The sequence below is a fragment of the Aliikangiella sp. G2MR2-5 genome, from assembly GCF_015687155.1.
Lineage (GTDB): Bacteria > Pseudomonadota > Gammaproteobacteria > Enterobacterales > Kangiellaceae > Aliikangiella.
In genome coordinates, this window is record NZ_JADPQF010000004.1 from 371,928 (window position 1) to 392,092 (window position 20,165).

At 42.3% G+C, this 20,165-nt stretch carries 22 protein-coding genes; 9 read left to right on the forward strand and 13 right to left on the reverse strand.

Annotation, left to right across the window (positions count from 1 at the left end; all coding sequences use genetic code 11):
• The first annotated feature begins 121 nt into the window (after window positions 1-121).
• The gene (locus tag IYN84_RS14665) at window positions 122-2,986 is read left to right on the forward strand and encodes a DUF349 domain-containing protein (RefSeq protein WP_196139989.1); all 2,865 of its coding nucleotides are present in this window, start codon (window positions 122-124) and stop codon (window positions 2,984-2,986) included.
• A 21-nt stretch (window positions 2,987-3,007) separates the two neighbouring features.
• On the opposite strand, the gene ung is transcribed toward IYN84_RS14665, so the two are convergent.
• Complete coding sequence (ung, locus tag IYN84_RS14670; RefSeq protein ID WP_196139990.1) at window positions 3,008-3,670, reverse strand: uracil-DNA glycosylase; 663 nt, start codon at window positions 3,668-3,670, stop codon at window positions 3,008-3,010.
• A gap of 188 nt (window positions 3,671-3,858) precedes the next feature.
• On the opposite strand from ung, the gene IYN84_RS14675 reads away from it, so the two are divergent.
• The 3 genes from IYN84_RS14675 (at window position 3,859) to IYN84_RS14685 (ending at window position 5,519) form a co-directional block, all read left to right on the forward strand.
• On the forward strand, window positions 3,859-4,161 hold the full coding sequence (locus tag IYN84_RS14675) for a DUF1244 domain-containing protein (RefSeq protein ID WP_196139991.1): 303 nt from the start codon (window positions 3,859-3,861) through the stop codon (window positions 4,159-4,161).
• A 50-nt stretch (window positions 4,162-4,211) separates the two neighbouring features.
• Window positions 4,212-4,850 (forward strand): 2-hydroxychromene-2-carboxylate isomerase, encoded by a 639-nt coding sequence (locus IYN84_RS14680; RefSeq protein ID WP_196139992.1) that lies wholly within the window; start codon window positions 4,212-4,214, stop codon window positions 4,848-4,850.
• A gap of 126 nt (window positions 4,851-4,976) precedes the next feature.
• A complete protein-coding gene (locus IYN84_RS14685; protein WP_210330529.1) occupies window positions 4,977-5,519 on the forward strand; it encodes a hypothetical protein in 543 nt (180 codons plus the stop codon).
• An 83-nt stretch (window positions 5,520-5,602) separates the two neighbouring features.
• On the opposite strand, the gene IYN84_RS14690 is transcribed toward IYN84_RS14685, so the two are convergent.
• The 7 genes from IYN84_RS14690 to ompR form a co-directional block, all read right to left on the reverse strand.
• Window positions 5,603-6,499 (reverse strand): mechanosensitive ion channel family protein, encoded by an 897-nt coding sequence (locus IYN84_RS14690; RefSeq protein ID WP_196139993.1) that lies wholly within the window; start codon window positions 6,497-6,499, stop codon window positions 5,603-5,605.
• 5 nt (window positions 6,500-6,504) lie between these two features.
• On the reverse strand, window positions 6,505-6,879 hold the full coding sequence (locus IYN84_RS14695) for a PH domain-containing protein (RefSeq protein WP_196139994.1): 375 nt from the start codon (window positions 6,877-6,879) through the stop codon (window positions 6,505-6,507).
• A 2-nt stretch (window positions 6,880-6,881) separates the two neighbouring features.
• Window positions 6,882-7,289, reverse strand: coding sequence for a CBS domain-containing protein (locus tag IYN84_RS14700; protein ID WP_196139995.1), 408 nt, complete (start codon window positions 7,287-7,289; stop codon window positions 6,882-6,884).
• Window positions 7,286-7,636: a P-II family nitrogen regulator gene (locus IYN84_RS14705; RefSeq protein WP_196139996.1), complete on the reverse strand. Its 351-nt coding sequence runs from the start codon at window positions 7,634-7,636 to the stop codon at window positions 7,286-7,288. Before IYN84_RS14705 ends, IYN84_RS14700 begins: the two co-directional genes overlap by 4 nt.
• A 34-nt stretch (window positions 7,637-7,670) precedes the next feature.
• Window positions 7,671-8,444 (reverse strand): DUF1538 domain-containing protein, encoded by a 774-nt coding sequence (locus IYN84_RS14710; RefSeq protein WP_196139997.1) that lies wholly within the window; start codon window positions 8,442-8,444, stop codon window positions 7,671-7,673.
• Window positions 8,441-9,163 (reverse strand): DUF1538 domain-containing protein, encoded by a 723-nt coding sequence (locus IYN84_RS14715; protein ID WP_196139998.1) that lies wholly within the window; start codon window positions 9,161-9,163, stop codon window positions 8,441-8,443. The genes IYN84_RS14710 and IYN84_RS14715 overlap by 4 nt, the downstream gene beginning before the upstream one ends.
• 281 nt (window positions 9,164-9,444) lie before the next feature.
• A complete protein-coding gene (ompR, locus tag IYN84_RS14720; protein ID WP_196139999.1) occupies window positions 9,445-10,164 on the reverse strand; it encodes a two-component system response regulator OmpR in 720 nt (239 codons plus the stop codon).
• A 425-nt stretch (window positions 10,165-10,589) separates the two neighbouring features.
• Between ompR and IYN84_RS14725 the strand changes: the two genes are divergently transcribed.
• Both IYN84_RS14725 and IYN84_RS14730 read left to right on the forward strand, forming a co-directional pair.
• Window positions 10,590-12,902 (forward strand): Tex family protein, encoded by a 2,313-nt coding sequence (locus IYN84_RS14725; protein ID WP_196140000.1) that lies wholly within the window; start codon window positions 10,590-10,592, stop codon window positions 12,900-12,902.
• A 346-nt stretch (window positions 12,903-13,248) separates the two neighbouring features.
• Window positions 13,249-13,764, forward strand: coding sequence for a disulfide bond formation protein B (locus IYN84_RS14730; RefSeq protein ID WP_196140001.1), 516 nt, complete (start codon window positions 13,249-13,251; stop codon window positions 13,762-13,764).
• On the opposite strand, the gene IYN84_RS14735 is transcribed toward IYN84_RS14730, so the two are convergent.
• On the reverse strand, window positions 13,761-15,719 hold the full coding sequence (locus IYN84_RS14735) for a PAS domain S-box protein (RefSeq protein WP_196140002.1): 1,959 nt from the start codon (window positions 15,717-15,719) through the stop codon (window positions 13,761-13,763). The two genes, IYN84_RS14730 and IYN84_RS14735, sit on opposite strands and share 4 nt — an antisense overlap.
• A gap of 237 nt (window positions 15,720-15,956) precedes the next feature.
• Between IYN84_RS14735 and rsd the strand changes: the two genes are divergently transcribed.
• Together rsd and IYN84_RS14745 are read left to right on the forward strand one after the other, a co-directional pair.
• Window positions 15,957-16,451 (forward strand): sigma D regulator, encoded by a 495-nt coding sequence (gene rsd, locus IYN84_RS14740; protein WP_196140003.1) that lies wholly within the window; start codon window positions 15,957-15,959, stop codon window positions 16,449-16,451.
• Between the two features lie 108 nt (window positions 16,452-16,559).
• Window positions 16,560-16,856, forward strand: coding sequence for an antibiotic biosynthesis monooxygenase (locus IYN84_RS14745; RefSeq protein ID WP_196140004.1), 297 nt, complete (start codon window positions 16,560-16,562; stop codon window positions 16,854-16,856).
• 65 nt (window positions 16,857-16,921) lie between these two features.
• On the opposite strand, the gene fur is transcribed toward IYN84_RS14745, so the two are convergent.
• On the reverse strand, window positions 16,922-17,323 hold the full coding sequence (gene fur, locus IYN84_RS14750) for a ferric iron uptake transcriptional regulator (protein WP_210330546.1): 402 nt from the start codon (window positions 17,321-17,323) through the stop codon (window positions 16,922-16,924).
• Between the two features lie 234 nt (window positions 17,324-17,557).
• On the opposite strand from fur, the gene IYN84_RS14755 reads away from it, so the two are divergent.
• A complete protein-coding gene (locus IYN84_RS14755) occupies window positions 17,558-17,902 on the forward strand; it encodes an outer membrane protein assembly factor BamE (RefSeq protein WP_196140005.1) in 345 nt (114 codons plus the stop codon).
• Window positions 17,903-17,944: 42 nt separating this feature from the next.
• Here the strand turns inward: IYN84_RS14755 and IYN84_RS14760 are convergent, their stop codons facing one another.
• The 3 genes from IYN84_RS14760 to IYN84_RS14770 form a co-directional block, all read right to left on the reverse strand.
• On the reverse strand, window positions 17,945-18,211 hold the full coding sequence (locus IYN84_RS14760) for a hypothetical protein (RefSeq protein WP_196140006.1): 267 nt from the start codon (window positions 18,209-18,211) through the stop codon (window positions 17,945-17,947).
• The gene (locus tag IYN84_RS14765; protein ID WP_246722937.1) at window positions 18,211-18,903 is read right to left on the reverse strand and encodes an RNA polymerase sigma factor; all 693 of its coding nucleotides are present in this window, start codon (window positions 18,901-18,903) and stop codon (window positions 18,211-18,213) included. Before IYN84_RS14765 ends, IYN84_RS14760 begins: the two co-directional genes overlap by 1 nt.
• A 198-nt stretch (window positions 18,904-19,101) precedes the next feature.
• Window positions 19,102-20,094 (reverse strand): WD40 repeat domain-containing protein, encoded by a 993-nt coding sequence (locus IYN84_RS14770; RefSeq protein ID WP_196140008.1) that lies wholly within the window; start codon window positions 20,092-20,094, stop codon window positions 19,102-19,104.
• Between the last annotated feature and the right edge of the window lie 71 nt (window positions 20,095-20,165).

Sequence of the window (20,165 nt, forward strand, 5' to 3'; positions counted from 1 at the left end):
GCGCTCAGCAGATTGGTTGAAAACATCATCAGGGTATTTCTGGTGAAGCGGTGAGTTGATATAATCCGCCGTTTTGTACTATTAATCAACAGCAAAAGCACCAGTAGTCTAAGAAGGTCTCATGTTCAGTAAGTTATTTACGCCCAAGTGGCAACATCAGGATCACCAGGTCAGACAGGCAGCGGTGAATGCGCTCAATGTGAAAGAGCATGAGAGTATATTACTGCAAGTAGCGGTAGAGGATGATTGTGCGCCAATCCGGAAGCTCGCTTTATCCAAAATCGATCGACTACAGCCGCTCAAGAATTTATTGGAGAAAGCTGATACCGTCGAACAGTGGCTCACGCTTGCAAACCGCGCAATTGAGATCGATCCGGGATATTGCGAGTCGCTTTCCATGCGCCTGCAGCGTCAGTTTATAGAGTCTCTTGATGAAGTTAAATTGCTCCTCATTGCCAATACTGGTAATCCCGATTTAATTAAACCCATATTGCCTAACTTGGCAGAAGGCTTGCTGGTGACATTAGTATCTGGCGCAAAGTCTTTTGAGTTAAAGCTGGCTGCTCTGGAGTACATTCAGGAACTGCCGCGACTACAGGAACTGGCGAAGCTATCTAGTCACAAGCAGGTTATCAAGCAGATTAAAGCACAAATCAACCGAGTCAAAAGTGTTAAAGAAAAGCAACAACAAGAAATGGAGCTGGCGCAGTCTATTTGTAGTCAACTGGAAAAGTTGGCTAGTTCGCATTGGGATAGTCAATCGAACGCAAAGTATCATTTGCTCGAGGCTCGTTGGAATTCTCTTTCGCCTAAAACTCAGGAGTCATTACAACTTTGTTTTTCTCAAAGTCTGAGTGCTTGTCAGAAATGTGAGAAGAAAAATCGAGAACGTATCGAGAAAGAGCTTTTGGCACAAGAAGCGAGTGTTAATGCCAGGGAGGTGATACATCAGCTTCACAATATTTTTGAAGAGATGAAAACCGAAACATTGGCAAACATTGATTCTCAGATAGAAGCGTTTCAGCTTCTAAAGAAAACCTGGCTGCAATTGAGTTTGCAAGTAGAGCTCGATGCAGAGCTAAAGGGACAATTTGGCTCACTTGAACATGATATCGAAAGAATAATAAGTGTCTGGAATCAATTCGATGACAACGTCGAACAAATGAAACAGCATTTTGCTCTAATTCCGCAAATAGCGATAGAAAAAGATAGTGAGCTCGCAGATGAACTCATTGAGTTCGCTAGTAACTGGCTAAAAAAGTGGAACCTGCTAATTCACGACCTGGCCTGGCCCGATGAAATTCCAATGCCTGAACAGCTCAATTTATGGTTGAATGAGGTAAAAAAACTAGAAAATGAAGTTGATGAGTATCTATCAGAAGAGCTGAAAAAAATTAATCATTTGAAGCACAAGATCAATCAACTGAAAAACCAGATAAAGCGTAAAAATCTGATTGCGGCCAACAAGATTTTCAATTATGTCAATTACGAAAAGGCGCACTTAACTAAAACGTTAAATTCACCAATCGATAAAATGCTCGAGGGTGTGATCCCTCTTTTGGATGAATTAAGAGACTGGCATGCGTTTGCGACTCAGCCTAAGAAACAGGCTTTATGTGATGCAATGAAAAGTTTAACCAGGAACGATGTGGAACCGCTGGAGCTTGCAGAAAAAATTCATCAGCTGCAGGAGGAATGGCACGAACTAACTTCTTCCGATAGTAATGCTGATAGCATATTATGGGATGAATTTAAGGAAGCTGCAGATAAAGCCTATGAGCCCTGCCACAAGTACTATTTGGAGCAGGATAAAGTTAGAGCCGATAATTTAAGAAAGCGACAGTCCGTTTGTCTGCTAATTGAAAAATTTATAAAAGAATCCTCTCTTATTAGTCAAAAAAATGTTGAGCAAGAAAAATCCGATAAAGACTGGCGAGAACTTGACAAAAAATATAGCCAATGGATTGTCGAATGGAAGAGCTATCAACCCATACCCGTTAATGAGCAGAAGAGAATTCAAAAACGATTTAATCAATTAATTGAACGAATCAAGATACCCTTGAATAATTACAAACAGGGGAATCTTGAAGCTAGAGAAAGGCTTGTTAAAAAGGCACAATCCTTGAATGAAGTAGAAGAGGTTTCGCAGGCGGTAGATGCGGCTAAAAACCTTCAAAATCAATGGAAAGCTCTGGGAATGACTTTTTATAGGGCCGACAAGAAACAATGGCAATTATTTCGAAATGAGCTTGATAAGGTATTTGCCAGACGAGATCTGGCGAAAAAACAATTTCTCAGTCAGTTGGATGAAAATCGCCAGTTAATTTCAGAACTAACTAAAAAAATAGAGCAGCTAGCTGAATTAAGTGCGCCAGAAATATTGGCTGCCAGGGGGGAGTTTGACCGTCTTAGTGCGCAGTGGCAAACAAACTTGAAGCTGCCAAGAAAAGAAGAAAAAGCTCTGATTAATGCTTTTGATAGTGCTCGTAAGCATTTTTCGAGAAGCTGTCAGCTGGCTAAACGCCAGGTTGAGCAGCAAAAGATTGTTAATTTTATTGATTTGTTGTTAGCCGCTAATCAAATTAAATTATCTGATTTGGCTGGAGAAGCTCAAGATATTGACGGATTTTTATTGCAGATTGAAGGTGATGATACGGATTATCTTTGCGAAGAGCTAGGCGCATCTTTGGTAGAGTCTGGAGAAAAAAGAGTTGCATCTAGTGAGTTTGTTGAGGATGTTCAGACACGACTGCTTGATGCAGAAATTCTTTTTGAGTTGACTTCATCACCAGAAATAAAAGCCAAGCGTATGGCTAGGCAGTTAGCTCTTTTAGAAAAAGGAAACATTGGTCTAAAAGCGACTGTAAAGCCGAAAAAGTGGAATGATGATTTTGCCAAATTCTTAATTTCAGGCTTGCCTGTGGATCAAAATACGCTAATAGCTATTTGCAAAAGATGGCAAAAAATTATCGCCGAAATTATTTGATTGCAAAAGTCTTTCTGGGCTTTAGCCTAAAGCCCAGTCGATCGGAGTTTTTCCTTGAGAGACGAGAATTTCGTTCGCTTTGGAAAAATGTTTACATCCAAAAAAACCACGGTGAGCCGATAGTGGAGAAGGATGCGGTGCTTTTAGCACAAAGTGCTTTTGAGTATCAATTCTTGCGCCTTTTTTATGGGCGTGAGAACCCCAAAGTAAAAAAACAACGCCTTGTAAATTATCGCTGATTCCCTGGATAACCTGATCGGTAAAACGTTCCCAACCAAGGTGTTTGTGAGAATGTGCCTGTCCCTGTTCAACGGTTAATACGGTATTTAGTAATAGAACACCCTGCTCAGCCCATTTTTGCAAATAGCCATGCTCGGGCATCTGAAAATCCTCGATGTCAGTCGAAAGCTCTTTATACATATTGACCAGAGAAGGTGGAGCTTTGATGCCATGCTTAACCGAGAAACAGAGTCCATGTGCCTGATCTGGCCCATGGTAGGGATCTTGACCCAGAATTACGACTTTAACCTGATCGAAGGGCGTGAACTTAAAGGCATTAAAGACATCTTCCTGTGGCGGATAAACAGTTATACCCTCAGCCCTTCTATGTGCAACATATTGTAATGTTTGCTTGAAATAATCTTGTGTTTTTTCAGGTGCTAAAATATCGGTCCAGCTGGTCATGGAGAATTGTATCTAAGGTCTATTAAGAAAAATGTATTATGCCAAGCTTGAAGGCTTATTTAAAGTCGAGAAGTCAAGCACAGCAATTGCCCTATATTTACAGGGGAGAAGATACATTATATGAGTCATCTTACAAAGAATGAAAGTAGTGATATAATTGTTCTTTGTAGAACTGAAGGCTAACAATAATGGAATTTGAAAAACAACAGGAAATAGAAGCAGCTACTTTTCGTCGATTGTTAAATCATCTGGATAATCATAAAGAAGTCCAAAATATCGACCTGATGATACTAGCTGATTTTTGTCGTAATTGTCTAGCTAAATGGATGATGGCTGAGGCAGAGGAGCGAGGTGTTGCTATGGACTACGACCAAGCAAGGGAAAATATCTATGGTATGCCTTATAATGAATGGAAGGAACAATATCAGACCAAGGCGACAGCTGAACAACTAGCTGCTTTTGAAGCAAGGCAAAAAGCCAAATCAAAATAATGTAATTCATAGGGTCGTCTGACAAATATTTAGATTATAAGAGTAGCGTAATGAAGCTTTGCTGGTATTTTGATTTTATTTCACCGTTTGCTTACATTCAGCTTAAACAATTTGAAAGGCTTCCTTCAAATGTTGAAATAGAGTTTAAACCGATCCTGCTTGCCGGGCTGTTGAACCATTGGCAAAATGTGGGCCCGGCAGAAATCGCACCTAAGAGAATTTTTACTTATAAACATTGCTACTGGAAAGCGAAATCGTTGGGTATTCAATTTAATATGCCTCCAGCGCATCCATTTAATTCTTTGATGGCTCTGAGACTGGCGATTGCAATGAATTGCAGTTCTCAAGCTATTACCTGCATATTTGACGCCATATGGAAACTGGGGTATTCATTGGAAGGCGAGGAGTGTATCCAGTTTCTCCAGAACAGTTTAAAAAATAACGACATTCTTTCTCTCGTCTCGAATGATGACATCAAACAAAAATTAAAAGAAAACACCGAGCAGGCTGCTAGTATTGGTGTGTGGGGCGTACCTACCTTTGTTGTTGAAGAATACAAAAACGAATTGTTTTGGGGGCTGGATTCGTTTGATATGTTGCTTGATTTTGTGAATGAGCCTAAAGCATTTAAAGACGAACAGATGTTGAAAATTGAAAGTTTACCGGAAGGTATCCAACGTAAACGTTAGTTCGAATTTATCTTTAATTGTTGCTACTTAGATAACTTTTGTCTGTTGGCGATACCTGTAAGGATCATTAGCTATACTTGCTTCTCCACAAATTTCGTTTTGGCAAAAGAATCAAAGGAGAGCCTCATGAATACAGGTATGAAAATTGGATTTGTTGGATTAGCGTTGTTGTTAATCTATTCGTCTTCCATTCAGGCTGGTGATAAAAATAAGAAACTAATTGCTGACGCTCTAAGTGCCGCGCCTCCGACATTAAAAGACAAGGTAACTGTCGTGGACTGGGAAAACAATGTCCTTAAAAAAGGCGACGGTAGTTATACATGTTTTCCAACGCCACCAAGTCTAAAAGGAAAAGCTCCGATGTGTATGGATGGTCCATGGATGAAATGGGCTGACGCCTGGTCAAATAAAAAGCCCTTGACGATTAAAAATATTGGAATTTCCTATATGTTGGCGGGGGATGGTGGCGCCAGCAATATCGACCCATTCGCTGAAGGTCCTACAAAGGATAATGACTGGATCAAAGAAGGTCCGCATTTAATGATTATCGTACCAGATCCTGAACTACTTGATGCCTTGCCAACGGATCCCAATAATGGTGGGCCCTATGTCATGTGGAAAGGAACTCCCTATGCACACATTATGGTTCCGGTGGGCCCCAGAAAATAGTTTGTACGGTAAAAATGGCTCGTATTGCTATTGGGTGGGTATATTAATAGACGAGCCTTTTTCAGGAATAATAAGAGTATTTCCTAAGGTGATTTTTTATCAATAATATGAATGTCTCTCTGAGGAAATGGAATTTGTATCTCCAGCTCACGAAACTTCTTGTCTATCTCAAAGTTAACTTCACTGGTTACTTTAAATACATCAGAAATATTGTTGATAAAAAAACGCAGTTCAAATTGCAAGGCGCTATCACCAAAACAGAGAAAAAGTGCTTGTGGATCTGAAATATCTTTCTGACCTAATAATGCACTGGGATGAGCGCGTGCAATCTCCACCAGAATATCTCTGACTTTTTCAACATCGCTACCATAAGCGACTCCTATCGATATTTTTATACGTCCTATTGAGTCGGATAGCATCAAATTGGTGACTTGATTGGTAAGCAGATCGGAGTTAGGAACTAATACATCAGAACGATCAAAGGTCTGTAATCGGGTCGAGCGAATGTTAATGCTTTTTACAACCCCTTCTGTTCCACCAACTCTTATCCAGTCTCCCCGCTTAATTGGTCTCTCAAATAGTAAAATGATGCCTGATATAAAGTTACTGACAATATTTTGCAATCCAAAGCCAATACCAAAAGACAGTGCTCCGGCAATGATGGCTAAACTGGCGATATTGATTCCGGCGACAGAAAGAGAAATTAAAAGTGCCAGAGTAATCGATATATAACCGAATATTGAAGTGATGGTGTCTCTTTCACTTTGGGTCAGCCGCTTTCGGGATAACCATCTTGTATCAAGCTTATGTTTGATCCACTTGGTCACTCGAATCAGTACGACTAAGACGATGACTGCCGCTAGAATACTAAGAGGTTCAATTTTAATTTCACCTACTGTAAAACCGTCGACAATCCAACGCCAAAAATTATTTGAAAGCCAGTTGGAAAAAATGTTGTATGCTTGAACAAAATATTCCATATATTTTATAACATAAAAGTCGCTATTGTTTTTTGAATACCGACAATATCTGTTCCTCTTTTCAAGTCTTTGCAAATAGGGGTGCTTTGACCGGAAATCCAGATTTTTAGCTCCGACTCCATATCAAAGTGTCCATTTGACTCGACACAAAAAGTTGTAATTGATTTATAAGGAATGGAAAGAAATTCGGTCTTTTTGCCGGTTATTCCTTGTTTATCGACTAAAATAATTCTTTTATTGGTAAAAATAAAAAGATCGCGTATGACTTTATAGCCAATCTGAATCGATTCATTATCCGCCATTATTGGAGAAAATTCCAGATTAAGCTTGTCGATATTGACTTCTGAAGCATTACCCAAAAGACCGTTCAATAATCCCACTTCTACTCCCCTAAATAATCGAGCCAGCTAAGCACTATATCTCGATAGCTCACCATACCAATGATCTCTTCATTTTCAATCACTGGTGCAACTTGTAAACCAAATTGTTGGAAAAGTCGAGCGCAATATTTTATATCCATGTCTGCGCGCACCGATAGTACCGGCTTTGCCATTATTTCATAGAGGTTAACTCTTTCTGGTGCCCTGTCTTTTGCGATAACCTGCTTCGCGATATCTGAAAGTTGAACCAGGCCAAATTCATCATGTTCATCCCGCTTGTTGATGATGACCTGACTGATATTTTTTGCCCTCATTACTTTGAGCGATTCCGCAACTGTTGTTACTCCATCGAGTCTTTCAAAGCTTTGGGTCATTACATCTCTGCAATAAATTGGTTTCTTATTTGTCATAACTCTTCTCCAATTTTATTGGTTAATTCTTTTACCTGATGAGCAACGCCAACCGCATCCTCAACATCAATCTGGATAGCAATACCGGTTCCTGGCTGAGTATCGAACTCGCCTACCCTGGATATTGCTTCCAATATATGCCGACTGAGATGTTCCTCAACTAAAAACAGGACAACGTCTCTTTGTGTTTCCAGTGACAATCCGAAAAAAGTTTTCTGCTGATTGATTCCTTCTCCGCGCGCATTGTTAATAATGGTTGCACCGGTGGCTCCACTTTCTCTGGCGCAGTCGATGATAGCATCTGTCTTACTGTCTTCGACAAAAACGAGCAACAATTTAAAGCGCATAATTTTCTCCTTCATTTGACCGGTTAATCGGTCACTAATTTGATTCTTGCTTGAGCTTTTCAAGCTCTTGATAATAACGTTTTCTCAACGGTTGTTTGGCACGAAACTCAGAAATCTGTGCATAGGCCATAACACTAATCATCGGGAACAAACTGGCAAAAGCTATCAGGCCAAAACCATCGATAAGCGGACTTCGTCCTGGAATATGTTCTGCAAGGCCCAGCCCCAAAGCCGCAACTAGCGGTACGGTAACTGTCGAGGTTGTAACACCGCCAGAGTCGTAGGCTAAAGGTACAATTGTTTTTGGTGCAAAAAAGGTTTGTATAATCACAACGATATAACCCGCCACAATAAAGTAATGAATCGGCCAACCGGTCACTATCCGCCAGGTGCCCAATGCGATGCCTACGGCGACACCAATAGCGACTGAAATCCTTAATCCCCAGATCCCGATACCTCCCCCGGAAACCTGGTTGGCCTTAATCGCAACCGCAATGAGTGATGGTTCTGCAATGGTTGTGCTGGCGCCTATCATAAAAGCAAAAATATACACCCAAAGGTAGCTGCCTTCTGTAGCGGTTAATTGTTCTGCCATCAATTTTCCGATTGGGAAGAGTGCCTTTTCCAGTCCCAGTAAAAACAGTGCCAGACCGACAATTACTAAAAAGAAGCCGGTAAAAACTTTTTTGGGGTGCTTAATTGGTCGACGAATAACAAATAATTGAAAACCGAAAATAATTAGCGCGATCGGGAATACATCTTTTATTGTAGATAAAAAAACATGGATAAGTTCTTGGGTCCAGGTCATATCACCATTCCGTATATCATGACAAAAATCATCGGTGTCAGTGAAGCAAATGCGATCAAGCCGAAGCCGTCAATCATTGGGTTTCGGCCTTTAATCGCGCTTGCCAGTCCCACTCCTAAAGCGGTGACCAGAGGAACAGTAATAGTTGAGGTAGTGACGCCCCCGCTATCATAAGCAATTCCGATAATTTCTTCTGGCGCAAAGCTGGTAACGATAACCACCAGTACATAGCCGCCTATAATCATATAATGAATAGGCCATCCTCTTAAAATTCTCAATACACCGAGTAAGATTGCGACGCCGACACTGAAAGCAACTGTAAGCCTAAGGCCTAAAGCGTAGCTTTTTTGGGAGTCAGCATCATTTTCAATAATGCCAGCGGAGGCGGCCACCTGTGCAGCTTCACTACCGACAGCAATAAGAGCTGGTTCCGCTATAGTGGTACCGAATCCTAATGCAAACGCGAAAGTTAATAGCCAGGAGATACTACCTTTTTTTGCAAAGGCGTAAGCCATGTCCTCGCCAATTGGAAAGAGCCCCATTTCCAGTCCTTGGATGAAAAGCGTTAACCCGGCAACGACCAGCAGAGTACCGAACAGAATATCCAGTGCATTAGGCAGAGATTGCTGCATTACCACGACCTGAAAGAAAAGGATTACCAGCACTATGGGCGCAAGATCTCTGATGCTTCCTGTTAGTGCTGTAAGCAATTGTTTCATTGAGCAGCGAATCCTTTAATTTAATATTGGGTTGTTCGGCTTTCCTTAATGTTTTTTAAAGTGGGGAAAGCTGTTAAGCCTGCATGGTGCCAAGCAGAATGATGTTTGCCATTATTATAGTTAATGTAAGATATTCTTGTTTGTCTTACATCATGACAAATTCAATAAAAAAATCAAAGGGTTGAGTTGATGTTTTGGAGTATGGTCGCTGATTTGATTAGAGAAAACGCCGTCAGAGGCCGACGGCGTAGTAAAATTGGGGGGGGGGGAATTAAAAGTCTTTAGTCTTCACTGTCCGGTACGAATACATAGCCAATTCCCCAGACAGTTTGCAAATATCTTGGTTTGGCCGGATCTTCCTCTATCATTCGTCGTAAACGGCTAACCTGCACATCGATGCTGCGCTCCAGAGCAGAATAGTCACGGCCCCTAGCGAGGTTCATAAGTTTATCTCTGGAAAGTGGCTGTCGAGGGTTGGTAACCAGCGATTTTAGCACCGCAAATTCTCCACTGGTCAAGGTCATAGGCTCGCCATTTTTAGTCATTTCACGAGTCGCAAGGTTAAGCTTGAACTGTCCGAACTCGATAATTTTTTCTTCGCCACTCGGAGCTCCCGGCAATTCTGCAGATCGGCGTCGAAGTACTGCTTTGACACGTGCCAGTAACTCTCTGGGGTTAAAGGGCTTGGCCAAATAGTCATCTGCACCTAACTCCAGACCTATAATGCGGTCAACATCGTCCCCTTTGGCTGTTAGCATGATAATAGGGATATTATTTTCTTCTGAGCGAAGGCGGCGACAAATCGAAAGTCCGTCTTCTCCCGGTAACATTAAATCGAGGATCATCAGATGATAGTTTTCACGCTCCAGAAAGCGATCCATTTGTTCGGAGTCAGCAGCAACCTTAACTATATATCCCTGCTCTTTGAAGTAACGTTCTAATAAACTCCGTAAACGCAGATCGTCATCAACTACTAATATTTTTTGCGTTTCTTCACTCATCCGTATTCCCCTCCTGTTGATCATGTCGCCGGTGTTTACATTCACCCGCCTACAACTAATCAGCTGGTTTACTTGATTATGACCTGTCTAGCGATTCTATGCTCGCTATGAATCAAAGCCCGACTTTTATCCAAGAGTATTCTGTCCGAATAACCACTTGAAAGGCAACGATATTTTTCATCTATTTGTTACAGAGTATAACCTGTGAGCTTGATCTGCGGGTAATTTTTAGCGACCGATAGCCTGAGGTCGCTACAAAATCTCGAAATTCCGGCTGAATTTCCCTGCAAAATGTTTATAATCGCCAGTCCAACAACCCGTATAGCTACCGTAGAGTGACAGTCTCCTTTGATGTCCAGAGCGGAAGTTTTGCAGTTAAAGTTTGCTCCCGTGGGGACTAACTCAGTTTTTTTGTAGGAAGTTTAATGCTTAATATCGCACACAGAATAGCCCAGGAATTAGCGGTAAAAGAAACACAGGTGGCTGCCGCCGTTACCTTACTAGATGAAGGAGCGACTGTTCCATTTATTGCCCGATATCGAAAAGAGGTCACTGGCGGACTAGATGATACCCAGTTGCGTAATCTTGAGGAACGACTTGGTTATCTGCGTGAACTGGAAGATCGCAGACAGGTGATTTTGAAAAGTATCGATGAGCAGGAAAAACTCTCTCCCGAGCTTAAAGTGAGTATTCTGAGTGCTGAAACCAAGAGCGAACTGGAAGATCTTTATCTTCCTTATAAACCCAAAAGAAGGACAAAAGCGCAAATTGCCAGAGAGGCAGGTCTTGAGCCTTTGGCGGTTAAGCTGCTTGAAGACCCTCAACTGGCTCCAGAGACTCTAGCGGCAGAATTTGTCGATACTGATAAAGGAGTTGCTGATAGTAAAGCGGCGCTTGATGGTGCCAAGCAGATTTTGATGGAAAACTTTGCTGAAAATGCAGTCCTGCTTTCGGAAATTCGTCAGTATCTGAATGAACATGCCTATGTGCGTTCGCAAGTTGTTGCTGGCAAAGAAGGAGAAGGGCATAAGTTCAGTGATTATTTTGAATACAGTGAGAAGCTCAGTAAAATTCCCAGCCATAGAGCTCTGGCTTTATTCCGAGGCAGAAATGAGGGGATTCTGACTATTGAACTGGTGGTTGATGAGAACTTACTAAAAGATGATAAGGCCAGTAATCATGCTCAATATTTAATTGCTAAACATGCAAATATCTCTGATCAAGGGCGCCCTGCTGACAACTGGCTGCAAACCGTTGTCCTTTGGACCTGGCGAGTAAAGCTGCACAACTTTTTTGAGACAGAACTTCTGGGGGCGCTACGTGAACAAGCAGAAACTCATGCGATTGGAGTTTTCGCGAGCAATCTGAGAGATCTTCTGATGGCTGCACCTGCGGGCAAGTTCACCACAATGGGGCTAGATCCTGGTTTAAGGACTGGTGTTAAAGCGGTGGTGGTCGATGATACTGGCAAACTGTTGGCTCATTCTACGATCTTCCCACATGTACCCCAAAATCAGTGGGATCAGTCATTGGCCAAGCTGGCTAAAATGTGTGAAATGTATAAGGTTAAACTTGTGAGTATCGGTAATGGTACTGCGTCACGAGAGACTGACAAGCTGGTAGCAGAGCTTATGAAAAAACATAGCTCTCTTGGTTTACAAAAAATTGTTGTCAGTGAAGCTGGGGCATCGGTCTATTCGGCTTCGAAGCTGGCTGCTGATGAGTTCCCTGAGCTGGATGTTAGCTATCGTGGTGCGGTGTCAATTGCGCGCCGTCTACAAGATCCTTTGGCTGAGCTGGTTAAAATCGAACCAAAAGCTATTGGTGTCGGCCAGTATCAACATGATGTTAGCCAAAGTCAGTTGAGCAAGATGCTGGCTAGCGTTGTTGAAGATTGTGTAAACGCCGTTGGAGTTGATTTGAATACTGCTTCGGCGCCTTTGCTTACTTATGTTTCCGGGTTAAACAAAACTCTGGCAGGCAATATTATTCGTTTTCGAGAGCAACATGGTCGGTTTACGGATCGCAAACAACTAACCGAGGTGGATCGCCTCGGACCAAAAGCCTTTGAACAGGCCGCTGGATTCTTGAGAATCACCGATGGTTCAAACCCTCTTGACCGTTCAGGTGTTCATCCAGAGACTTATCCAATTGTTGAAAAAATGCTGGCAAAACTGGGGAAAAGCATCGACGGTATTATGGGTAACTCGATTGAACTCAGACAGCTCAATGCGAGCGACTATGTAGAGGAAAAGTTTGGATTACCAACAATTAATGATATTTTCAGTGAACTGGAAAAGCCTGGAAGAGATCCTCGCGGAGACTTCAAAGCAGCCAAATTTAAAGAAGGCGTCGAAAATATTGCTGATCTGAGCCCCGGTATGGCCCTGGAAGGGACTGTGACCAATGTGACCGATTTTGGTGCATTTGTGGATATCGGAGTTCATCAGGATGGTCTGGTGCATATTTCAGTGATGAGTGACCGCTTTATCTCAAACCCGCGTGAAGTTGTAAAAACCGGTGATATTGTAAAAGTTCACGTGACCGAAGTTGATGCTAAACGCAAAAGGATCAGCTTATCTATGGTTGGTCCAAACCCTGAAAATGCTGCGCCAAAAGGACAAAGAGCTGACAAGCCAAAAGGTCATTTCAAGCCCCGAGGTGGCAAGCCTCAGGGAAAACCGGCTAATTCGGCATTTGGAATGGCGCTGGCAGACGCATTAAAAGCCAAAAAATAGTCGTTTATCCTGGGATGAGATAAAAAAATGGCGCTATTTGTAAATATATGTTGCAAGCGCCATATCAGTTTGTTATAAATAATCAACGCTAGCGAATACAAGAAGCCCAGTACACTGGGACCTGCAGACTGGAAACTTTTACAAGCCTCTCGAATGAGGCTTTTTTATTGCCTGTCACTTCTCATATCACCTTGTTGTAACAAAGCTTTTTCCACTGACCAATTTCTGCTAGTCTACTTTGCGAAAAACAATTCAAACAATTCTTACCGGCTGTCTTTTCAGCTATAGACTTGGTCTGTCTGAGTAGAGAGTTTACCGGTACGGGCTAAATATTAGGGTATCGACAATGCTAGAGTCTCGTGGCTTTAATCTTTTTATGGCGTTTATTTGTTATCAATTGTTGGTAACTGCTTACTATTTTCAATATGTAGAAGGTATGGAGCCATGCCCGCTATGTATATTTCAGAGAATAGGCGTACTCTTTGTTGGTATCTGGTTTTTACTCCGTGGCATACATAACCCTTTACCGGGTAGTACCTGGAGACCTGTGTATGCCTCTTTGGGACTAATCAGTGCCATATTGGGAGGTATCGTTTCTGGTCGCCATCTTTATTTGCAGAGTTTGCCAGAGGGAGAAATCCCCGCCTGTGGCCCAGCGCTAGACTATCTGGTAGAAATGTTGCCCGTGAGTGAAGTCATATCGACAGTCCTGGCAGGTGATGGCGAGTGTGCAAAGGTATCCTGGGATTTTCTGGGAATTTCAATGCCTGGCTGGGTATTGCTTTTTTTCTGCGCTGTTGCCGGTCTTATGATCTGGAACCTTTTTCGCCACTTCAAGCCTAATCGTAGAATTTTTTCCTAAAGCGGTAGCTCAATTTGCTCATCGTGCTCGTCATCCATTGGGTCTGAGGTGGCGAGCAAAGGTAATAATATGGTAAAACGACACCCCTTTCCTTTCTGTGACTCAACCGAAATCTGACCGCCGAGTTGTTCGGAAACGATGAAGTAAGAGACTGACATTCCAAGTCCGGTACCGACGTTTTCAGCCTTGGTGGTAAAGAATGGTTCGAACACCCTTTTACGAGTCGCTTCATCCATCCCCGGACCATTATCAATCACTTCAACACAGGCTTTATTTCCTTCTCTTCTGATAATCAGCTCAATTAGTGGCGAAGCTTGTTCAGCATGAAACTGGGCCAGCGCTTGTGCCGCGTTGACAAGCAGGTTGAGGAATACCTGCTCCAGTTGATTTTTTTGCGCTTTAACAAAAATGGTTTGTGGAGAATAAGTTTTGCGAATTTCTATTTCTCTAAAGTCGAATTTTTTGCGCTGATTGTAGTCTTTGGCGGATAAGCGAACTGCTGCATCGAGCGCATCCTGAAGCGCAACCTTTGAAGCTTCCTGATTAGCCGGACGAGCAAAACTTAGCATATCTCCGACAATTCGAGCGGCTCTTTCTCCTGAAACCATAATTCCGTCAAGAAATTCCAGAATTCGCTGTTTTTCCAGGTAGTCATTCAACTCCTTTAACTCAATTCCGGTTTCCTGTGCGACCATTTGGTTTCTCGGCAAAGTTTCCGAAAGGCGCCTTTTGATATTTTGTGTGCTTTGCATAATTGCGCCAAGCGGATTATTGATTTCATGTGCCATTCCTGCGGCGAGCCCTCCGAGAGATAACATTTTTTCAGTTTGTACCAGTGTTTCATCTATTCGCAGTTTATCGGTAATGTCGTCGATACGAATAACTTCTCCCTGTTCTTCTTCTCTTAGTGTAAATATCGGGTATACCATGGCTTCGAGTGTTTTTCGCTCTTGCTCGATTTTTGTTTTGAAACGAAAACTGATGTTGTGATGAATGAGATCCCGATCCTGGTTATGCTTATGAATGTGAGTGTGAAGAGTGGGAAAAACTTTGGATAACTGCTCGCCAACGGCTTCCTTAGCTTTAATATTGGTCATTCTTTCTGCTTCAATATTCCACTGCATTACTCGATAGTCTTCATCGACTGCAATAATGGCCGAGGGCATAGAGTCAATCAGTTTTTCCAGGTAATTCTGGATCGAGTTGGCGTAACGTTCCGCAATCTCTCGCCCCTGTTTTTGTTTTTCCAGCTCACTAGAGTGTTCTTCAATACGGCGCTCCAGAATATTTCTGGTTTTTTCGAGCGCCTCTCGAGACTCGTCCATTTGTTTTTCGATTTCTATGCGATGAGAAATATCTGAAACGAACTCTATATAATGTGGTTGTTCCATCCAGCTAGCCAGACGGACTCTACTTTCAATTGGTAGCCGCTCTCCGTTGTGTCTTCGGTATCGAGATTGATAGGTCACGCTCTCCCCTTTGCGGATTTTTTCGACAAGTGATGGGTGGCGATGGAGATAACAGTCAATATCAATATCTAAAATCGATAGACTATTGAGCTCTTCTTTAGAATACCCTAGAGCATCACAGGCATTCTGGTTTGCTTCAACGATTTGACCATCCATAGAGACCAAAAAAACCATGTCTACCGCTTGATCAATTAGTAAGCGAAAGTCCTGGTGTGTTTCATCTAGCATCTGGGCTTGAACTGATTCCCAGTTCAAAAGATAAAAAGCAGGATAAGCAATAAGAGAAAGCGTGAGGCAAGCGACTCCTAACTCGAGCAAAGCTTCTTGCCAATTATACTGGCCATCGAGCCAAAAGCTGATACTCAATGCGCTTACTACAGGCAGTAAGGCCGCAACGACAATAAGTGAAGCCGTCAGACCTCGAATGGTCCAATAGCGAGCAAACTGACTTTTGCCACTAGGCTTTGTTGGTGGGGTATCTTCCATATCATTTAGTTTAACTGAAAAAACCAAGACCGGCAGCCAGGTATTCAATTTCTTTAATTCGTCAACCTAAGCTACTAATAAATAAAGGCGTTTTGTTTAGTACTAACGGCTCGATAAAGCGAAGTACTCTTTATTTTAGCATTGTCAAATTATTGCGATTAAAAAAAAATTTTGCACAGGCGATTTAATATGGTAAAAAAATAGCATTCCACCTAAACAAATCGGGAGTAAGATCGAATGGCTGAAGAAGTCGTACCTGAAGGCGTTGTATCTGAGGGAGTGCTTTCCAATAATCTGGCCAGAGGTCTTCCTGATCTATGTAAAAACTCTGTGGTTAGTGAGTGGCTTGCAGAAAGAAACGAATTGATTGTTCAATATTGCAAGCTCAGTGGCACTCGTAATCAGCCCAACTTACCAGCACTCAATCAATTGAATCAATTCTGTGATATTTTAATCGATTATGTTTCTGCAGGACACTTTGAGATATATGAAAAAATTGTAAGTGCGTGCGAAGTTAATGGGCCAACTAGCCTGGAGTTGCTTGAAAGGCTTTATCCTCAAATTTCTAAAACTACCGATATAGTTGTCGATTTTAATGACAAGTACTCTAAAAATGATGATTTCGAAGAAGAGAACTCTTTTGACAACGATCTTTCCTTACTGGGGGAAGCGCTAGCTAAACGTGTTGAATTAGAAGATTCCTTAATTGATACATTAAGGGCTAAACACTAGACAGTTAACGCAATATAATCTGCAATAAATTCCAAACTGAACTAAGCTATATTCAATAGAAAGTCAGTTGGAAAAGTCTCGTTTGAAGTAGAACAATAGGAAAAATTAATGATACGAGTCATTATCGAAAGACATATTCGAGAAGGGTGTTATCAAGACTATTTGGAGTTAATTCGAAAAGCACGCAAGCAAGCAAACAGAGTTGAAGGATTTATTGCTGGCGAGCTTCTACAGGAAAAGGAGAATCCCAATCACGCCGTTATTATTTCCAGTTGGGAGAATTTTGAATCTTGGAAAACCTGGCTAGAGTCAAAGGAACGTTTGTCGGTACTAGATGAAATGCGTCCTTTACTGGAAGGGGACGAAGAAATCACTGTGCTGGAAAGCAGCCAGGCTATGTTCTAGCAAATTTATCTTGTCAGTAGTGGCGGCGCTTTAAAAAGCGTGCGCCGCTCGTAAAGTTTTATAGACTAGGACTTCTTCTTTACATAAAGAACGAGATTATGGTCGATAAGCTCGAATCCATGCTTTTCAGCAATTTCGTGTTGTAGCTTTTCAATTTGCTTATCAACAAACTCTATGACTTCACCACTATCGACGCAAACCATATGATCGTGGTGCTCATCGCTACTTAGTTCAAACACCGCATGCCCGTCCTCAAAGTTGTGGCGCGAAACCAGCCCCGCGGCTTCAAATTGAGTGAGAACTCTGTAAACCGTAGCTAATCCTACATCTTCACCTGCTTCCAGTAACAGCTTATATACATCTTCAGCGCTAAGATGCTTGTTAGGGGCGCTTTCCAGAATACTGAGAATCTTTAGTCGAGGTAGGGTAACTTTTAATCCGGCTTCTTTTAATTGTCGATTACTCAAAATTTGCTCCAGTCTTTGTTTACCCTTAATTTTTGAAAATTTACACTTTTGTTTTCAAAATAGGGAATTTTTTTCGTTAAAAGTAGACTATATGGGCACATTATATTCTTTTTTTTCCGCATTTTGCATAAATTCATATAGAATACAGCGCTATTGATATAGGCTGATCCTATTGAGTGGCAAGGTTTCACTTTGTGGCAGCGCGGAATAATTATTCAACGGTTTGGAATTGAAATGGTAAAGAAACTCTCGATATTGCTACTGCTCCTCGTCAGTGCCTGTGTTTATCGGATTGACATTCAGCAAGGAAATATTCTTGACCAGGAAGATATTGATATGTTGAGGCCCGGCTTGACCAAAGACCAGGTGGTTTTTGTATTGGGGGCCCCTGTGGTTAATGATGCATTCAAAGATGATAAGTGGATTTATCTTTATAGCTACAAGAATGCAAAAGAAGACATTTTAACTACCAAGAAACTGGTGCTTCACTTCAAGGAGGAGAAGCTAGTTTCTGCTGCAGGTGACTACGATATACCTGCAGCATTACAAATAGGTGGGCCACAGCCTGTTAAGGAATAACTACTGTTAGATTTTTGGCTTTGTGTTCAATCTTTAAAGCAGTTATTGCGGTTTTTCGTCTTCTGACTTCCTTTGTACGCTAAGCTGCGTAAAATGGTCAATAAGCGCCGCTTTTAACTGAGGATCGGGTCTGGACTTATGGGCAAGCAAATTGATTGTTTTGGTGGACAGCTCTAGTTGCTTTCCATAGCGACGACAGTGGCGACACATCGACAGATGTAATTTTAGTGCAAAACGTTTGAAGCCGGTTATTTTTTCGTCACGATCTTCAGAAAGCTGTACTGCGACTTGTCTGCAGCTGGGTAGCACTAGCACTCTCCTGTTTGTTGAAAGTGGTCGATCACTTGTAAAACCTTGTCTCTGGCACGGTGTAGCAAAACTCTAATGTTAGACGGAGATACATCGAGAATGTTACAGATCTCCTCCATTGACAAACCACCGGCATCTCTCATCTGTAAAGCTACTTGCTGATTTTCTGGTAACTTATCTATATTTTTTTTAAGACAGTCTTCCAGCTCCTGAGCTGAAAGCAACTCTTCTGGTGTATCTCCATGCCATTGAGAACTGGGGTTCACCCAATGGGAGCGTTCATCAAACCGAGGATCTGTTGCCCACGATTCTTGCATTGACTCGAGAGAAACTGAGCGTGATTCCTTACGTCGTCTCGTTTTGGCTTCATTGGCGACGATTCTGACCAACCAGCTTTTGAGTGACGAACGTCCTTCGAATTTTGGGAGTGCTTTAATGGCTGAAACCCAGGCTTCCTGTATTATTTCATCGGCAATAGCGTTACCGGCAATAGAGCATGCAACAGAATGCATTAGCGGATAAAGGTCTGAAAAAACCTTTTCAAAAATTTTTTGGTTACCCGCGAGCAACTCTTTGACTAGATAGACTTCAGTATTTGGCAAATGCAGTTCTCCGCAATTTATGGGGGTGCCATTGTTAGGGGGGTAGCTGCTGGATGGCTCATTCACCTGATAGTAAAAAAGGTGCGGCAAGCCGCACTCTTTTTTCTCGATTTTTTCAAAAGTATTACGCGAAAAAAATCGACTAAGGCAGATCAGGTCATTGACCCTCGCGGCTAGCATACCAAAATGAGAATTGCTGTCAAAGTATAATCGATGGACTGATCAGTGTCGGCCAAAAATATAACGGTCTCGAAAAAAAGGTCGATTTTTAAGAAAAATTGCTAAATTTTAACCGTCTACAGAAGGAATGAGCCACTTTTCTCCATAGCCTGCTGAGCTTTCGCTTAAGATGTGCAATCCGTCCTGGGTAAAACCTACGGCATAAATGATGGCGCCACTGGGGCGACCTTTAACTCTTGTTCTGGCTCTATATTTGGCTACGCGGTTACCACTGCTGGTTTGCCACAGGCTGATGTCTCTCCCTGGAGCCCCGGTTATCAGTAAGTCGCCATCACTCGAAAACTCGGCACTACTGACGACATATTCTCTAGGCTTTAATTTTAGCTGACTTACCTGTTTGCCTGTTTCAACACTCCAGATAAAAGCATTGCCTAAGGTTCCACTGGTAAACGCGAGCTTTCCTTTGCGATCAAGTTTTAATTGAGAGACACGGGTTTTATGCTCAAGTATAAGACGAGGCTTTGCGGTTTGGGTATTCCATAAAATAGCGCGATAATCATTTCCTCCGGTAAAGGCCCATAAACCGTTAGGGGATAAGTCGACGCTTGCCACCGCTTCCTGGCGATGTGCAGTGAACTCGATTCTGCGACCAGTATTCATGTCTATAAATATGACTAGACCACTGCCCAGCCCTAGAAGGACATATCGGCCTTTGTTGGAAATTGCTACCGCCCTGATATCGGATGGAGCTTCCCAGTATCCATAGGCTTTGCCGGAATTAGTATTCCAGATAACAAAGGTGCGTTTGTCTGCAGTGATTGCGCGTGAGCCATCCGGAGAGATATCAACCGCGACAATCCCGTCCTCGGGGTTATCATTGTGTCGCCATTGATAAAGTAACTGGTTTTTTTCCAGATCCCAGTATGCTGCACCAAAATTGACCGAGGCAACTAACGAGTAACGACCATCTTGTGATATCGCTGCGTCGAAAGCTCCGGCGGCTGCATGCTGCCATTCTGCGATGGAAGGAGTCTTCTGTTCACAGGCAGCAAATAATAGGACTGAGAGAGTTAGTAAGATCCGGCAAGCAAAGTTGTTCATTTGCGTATTCTGATTATTTCCAATGATAGTTGTCCCTTTTTCTCGGTTTTTCGGTGAATACCACCCCAATC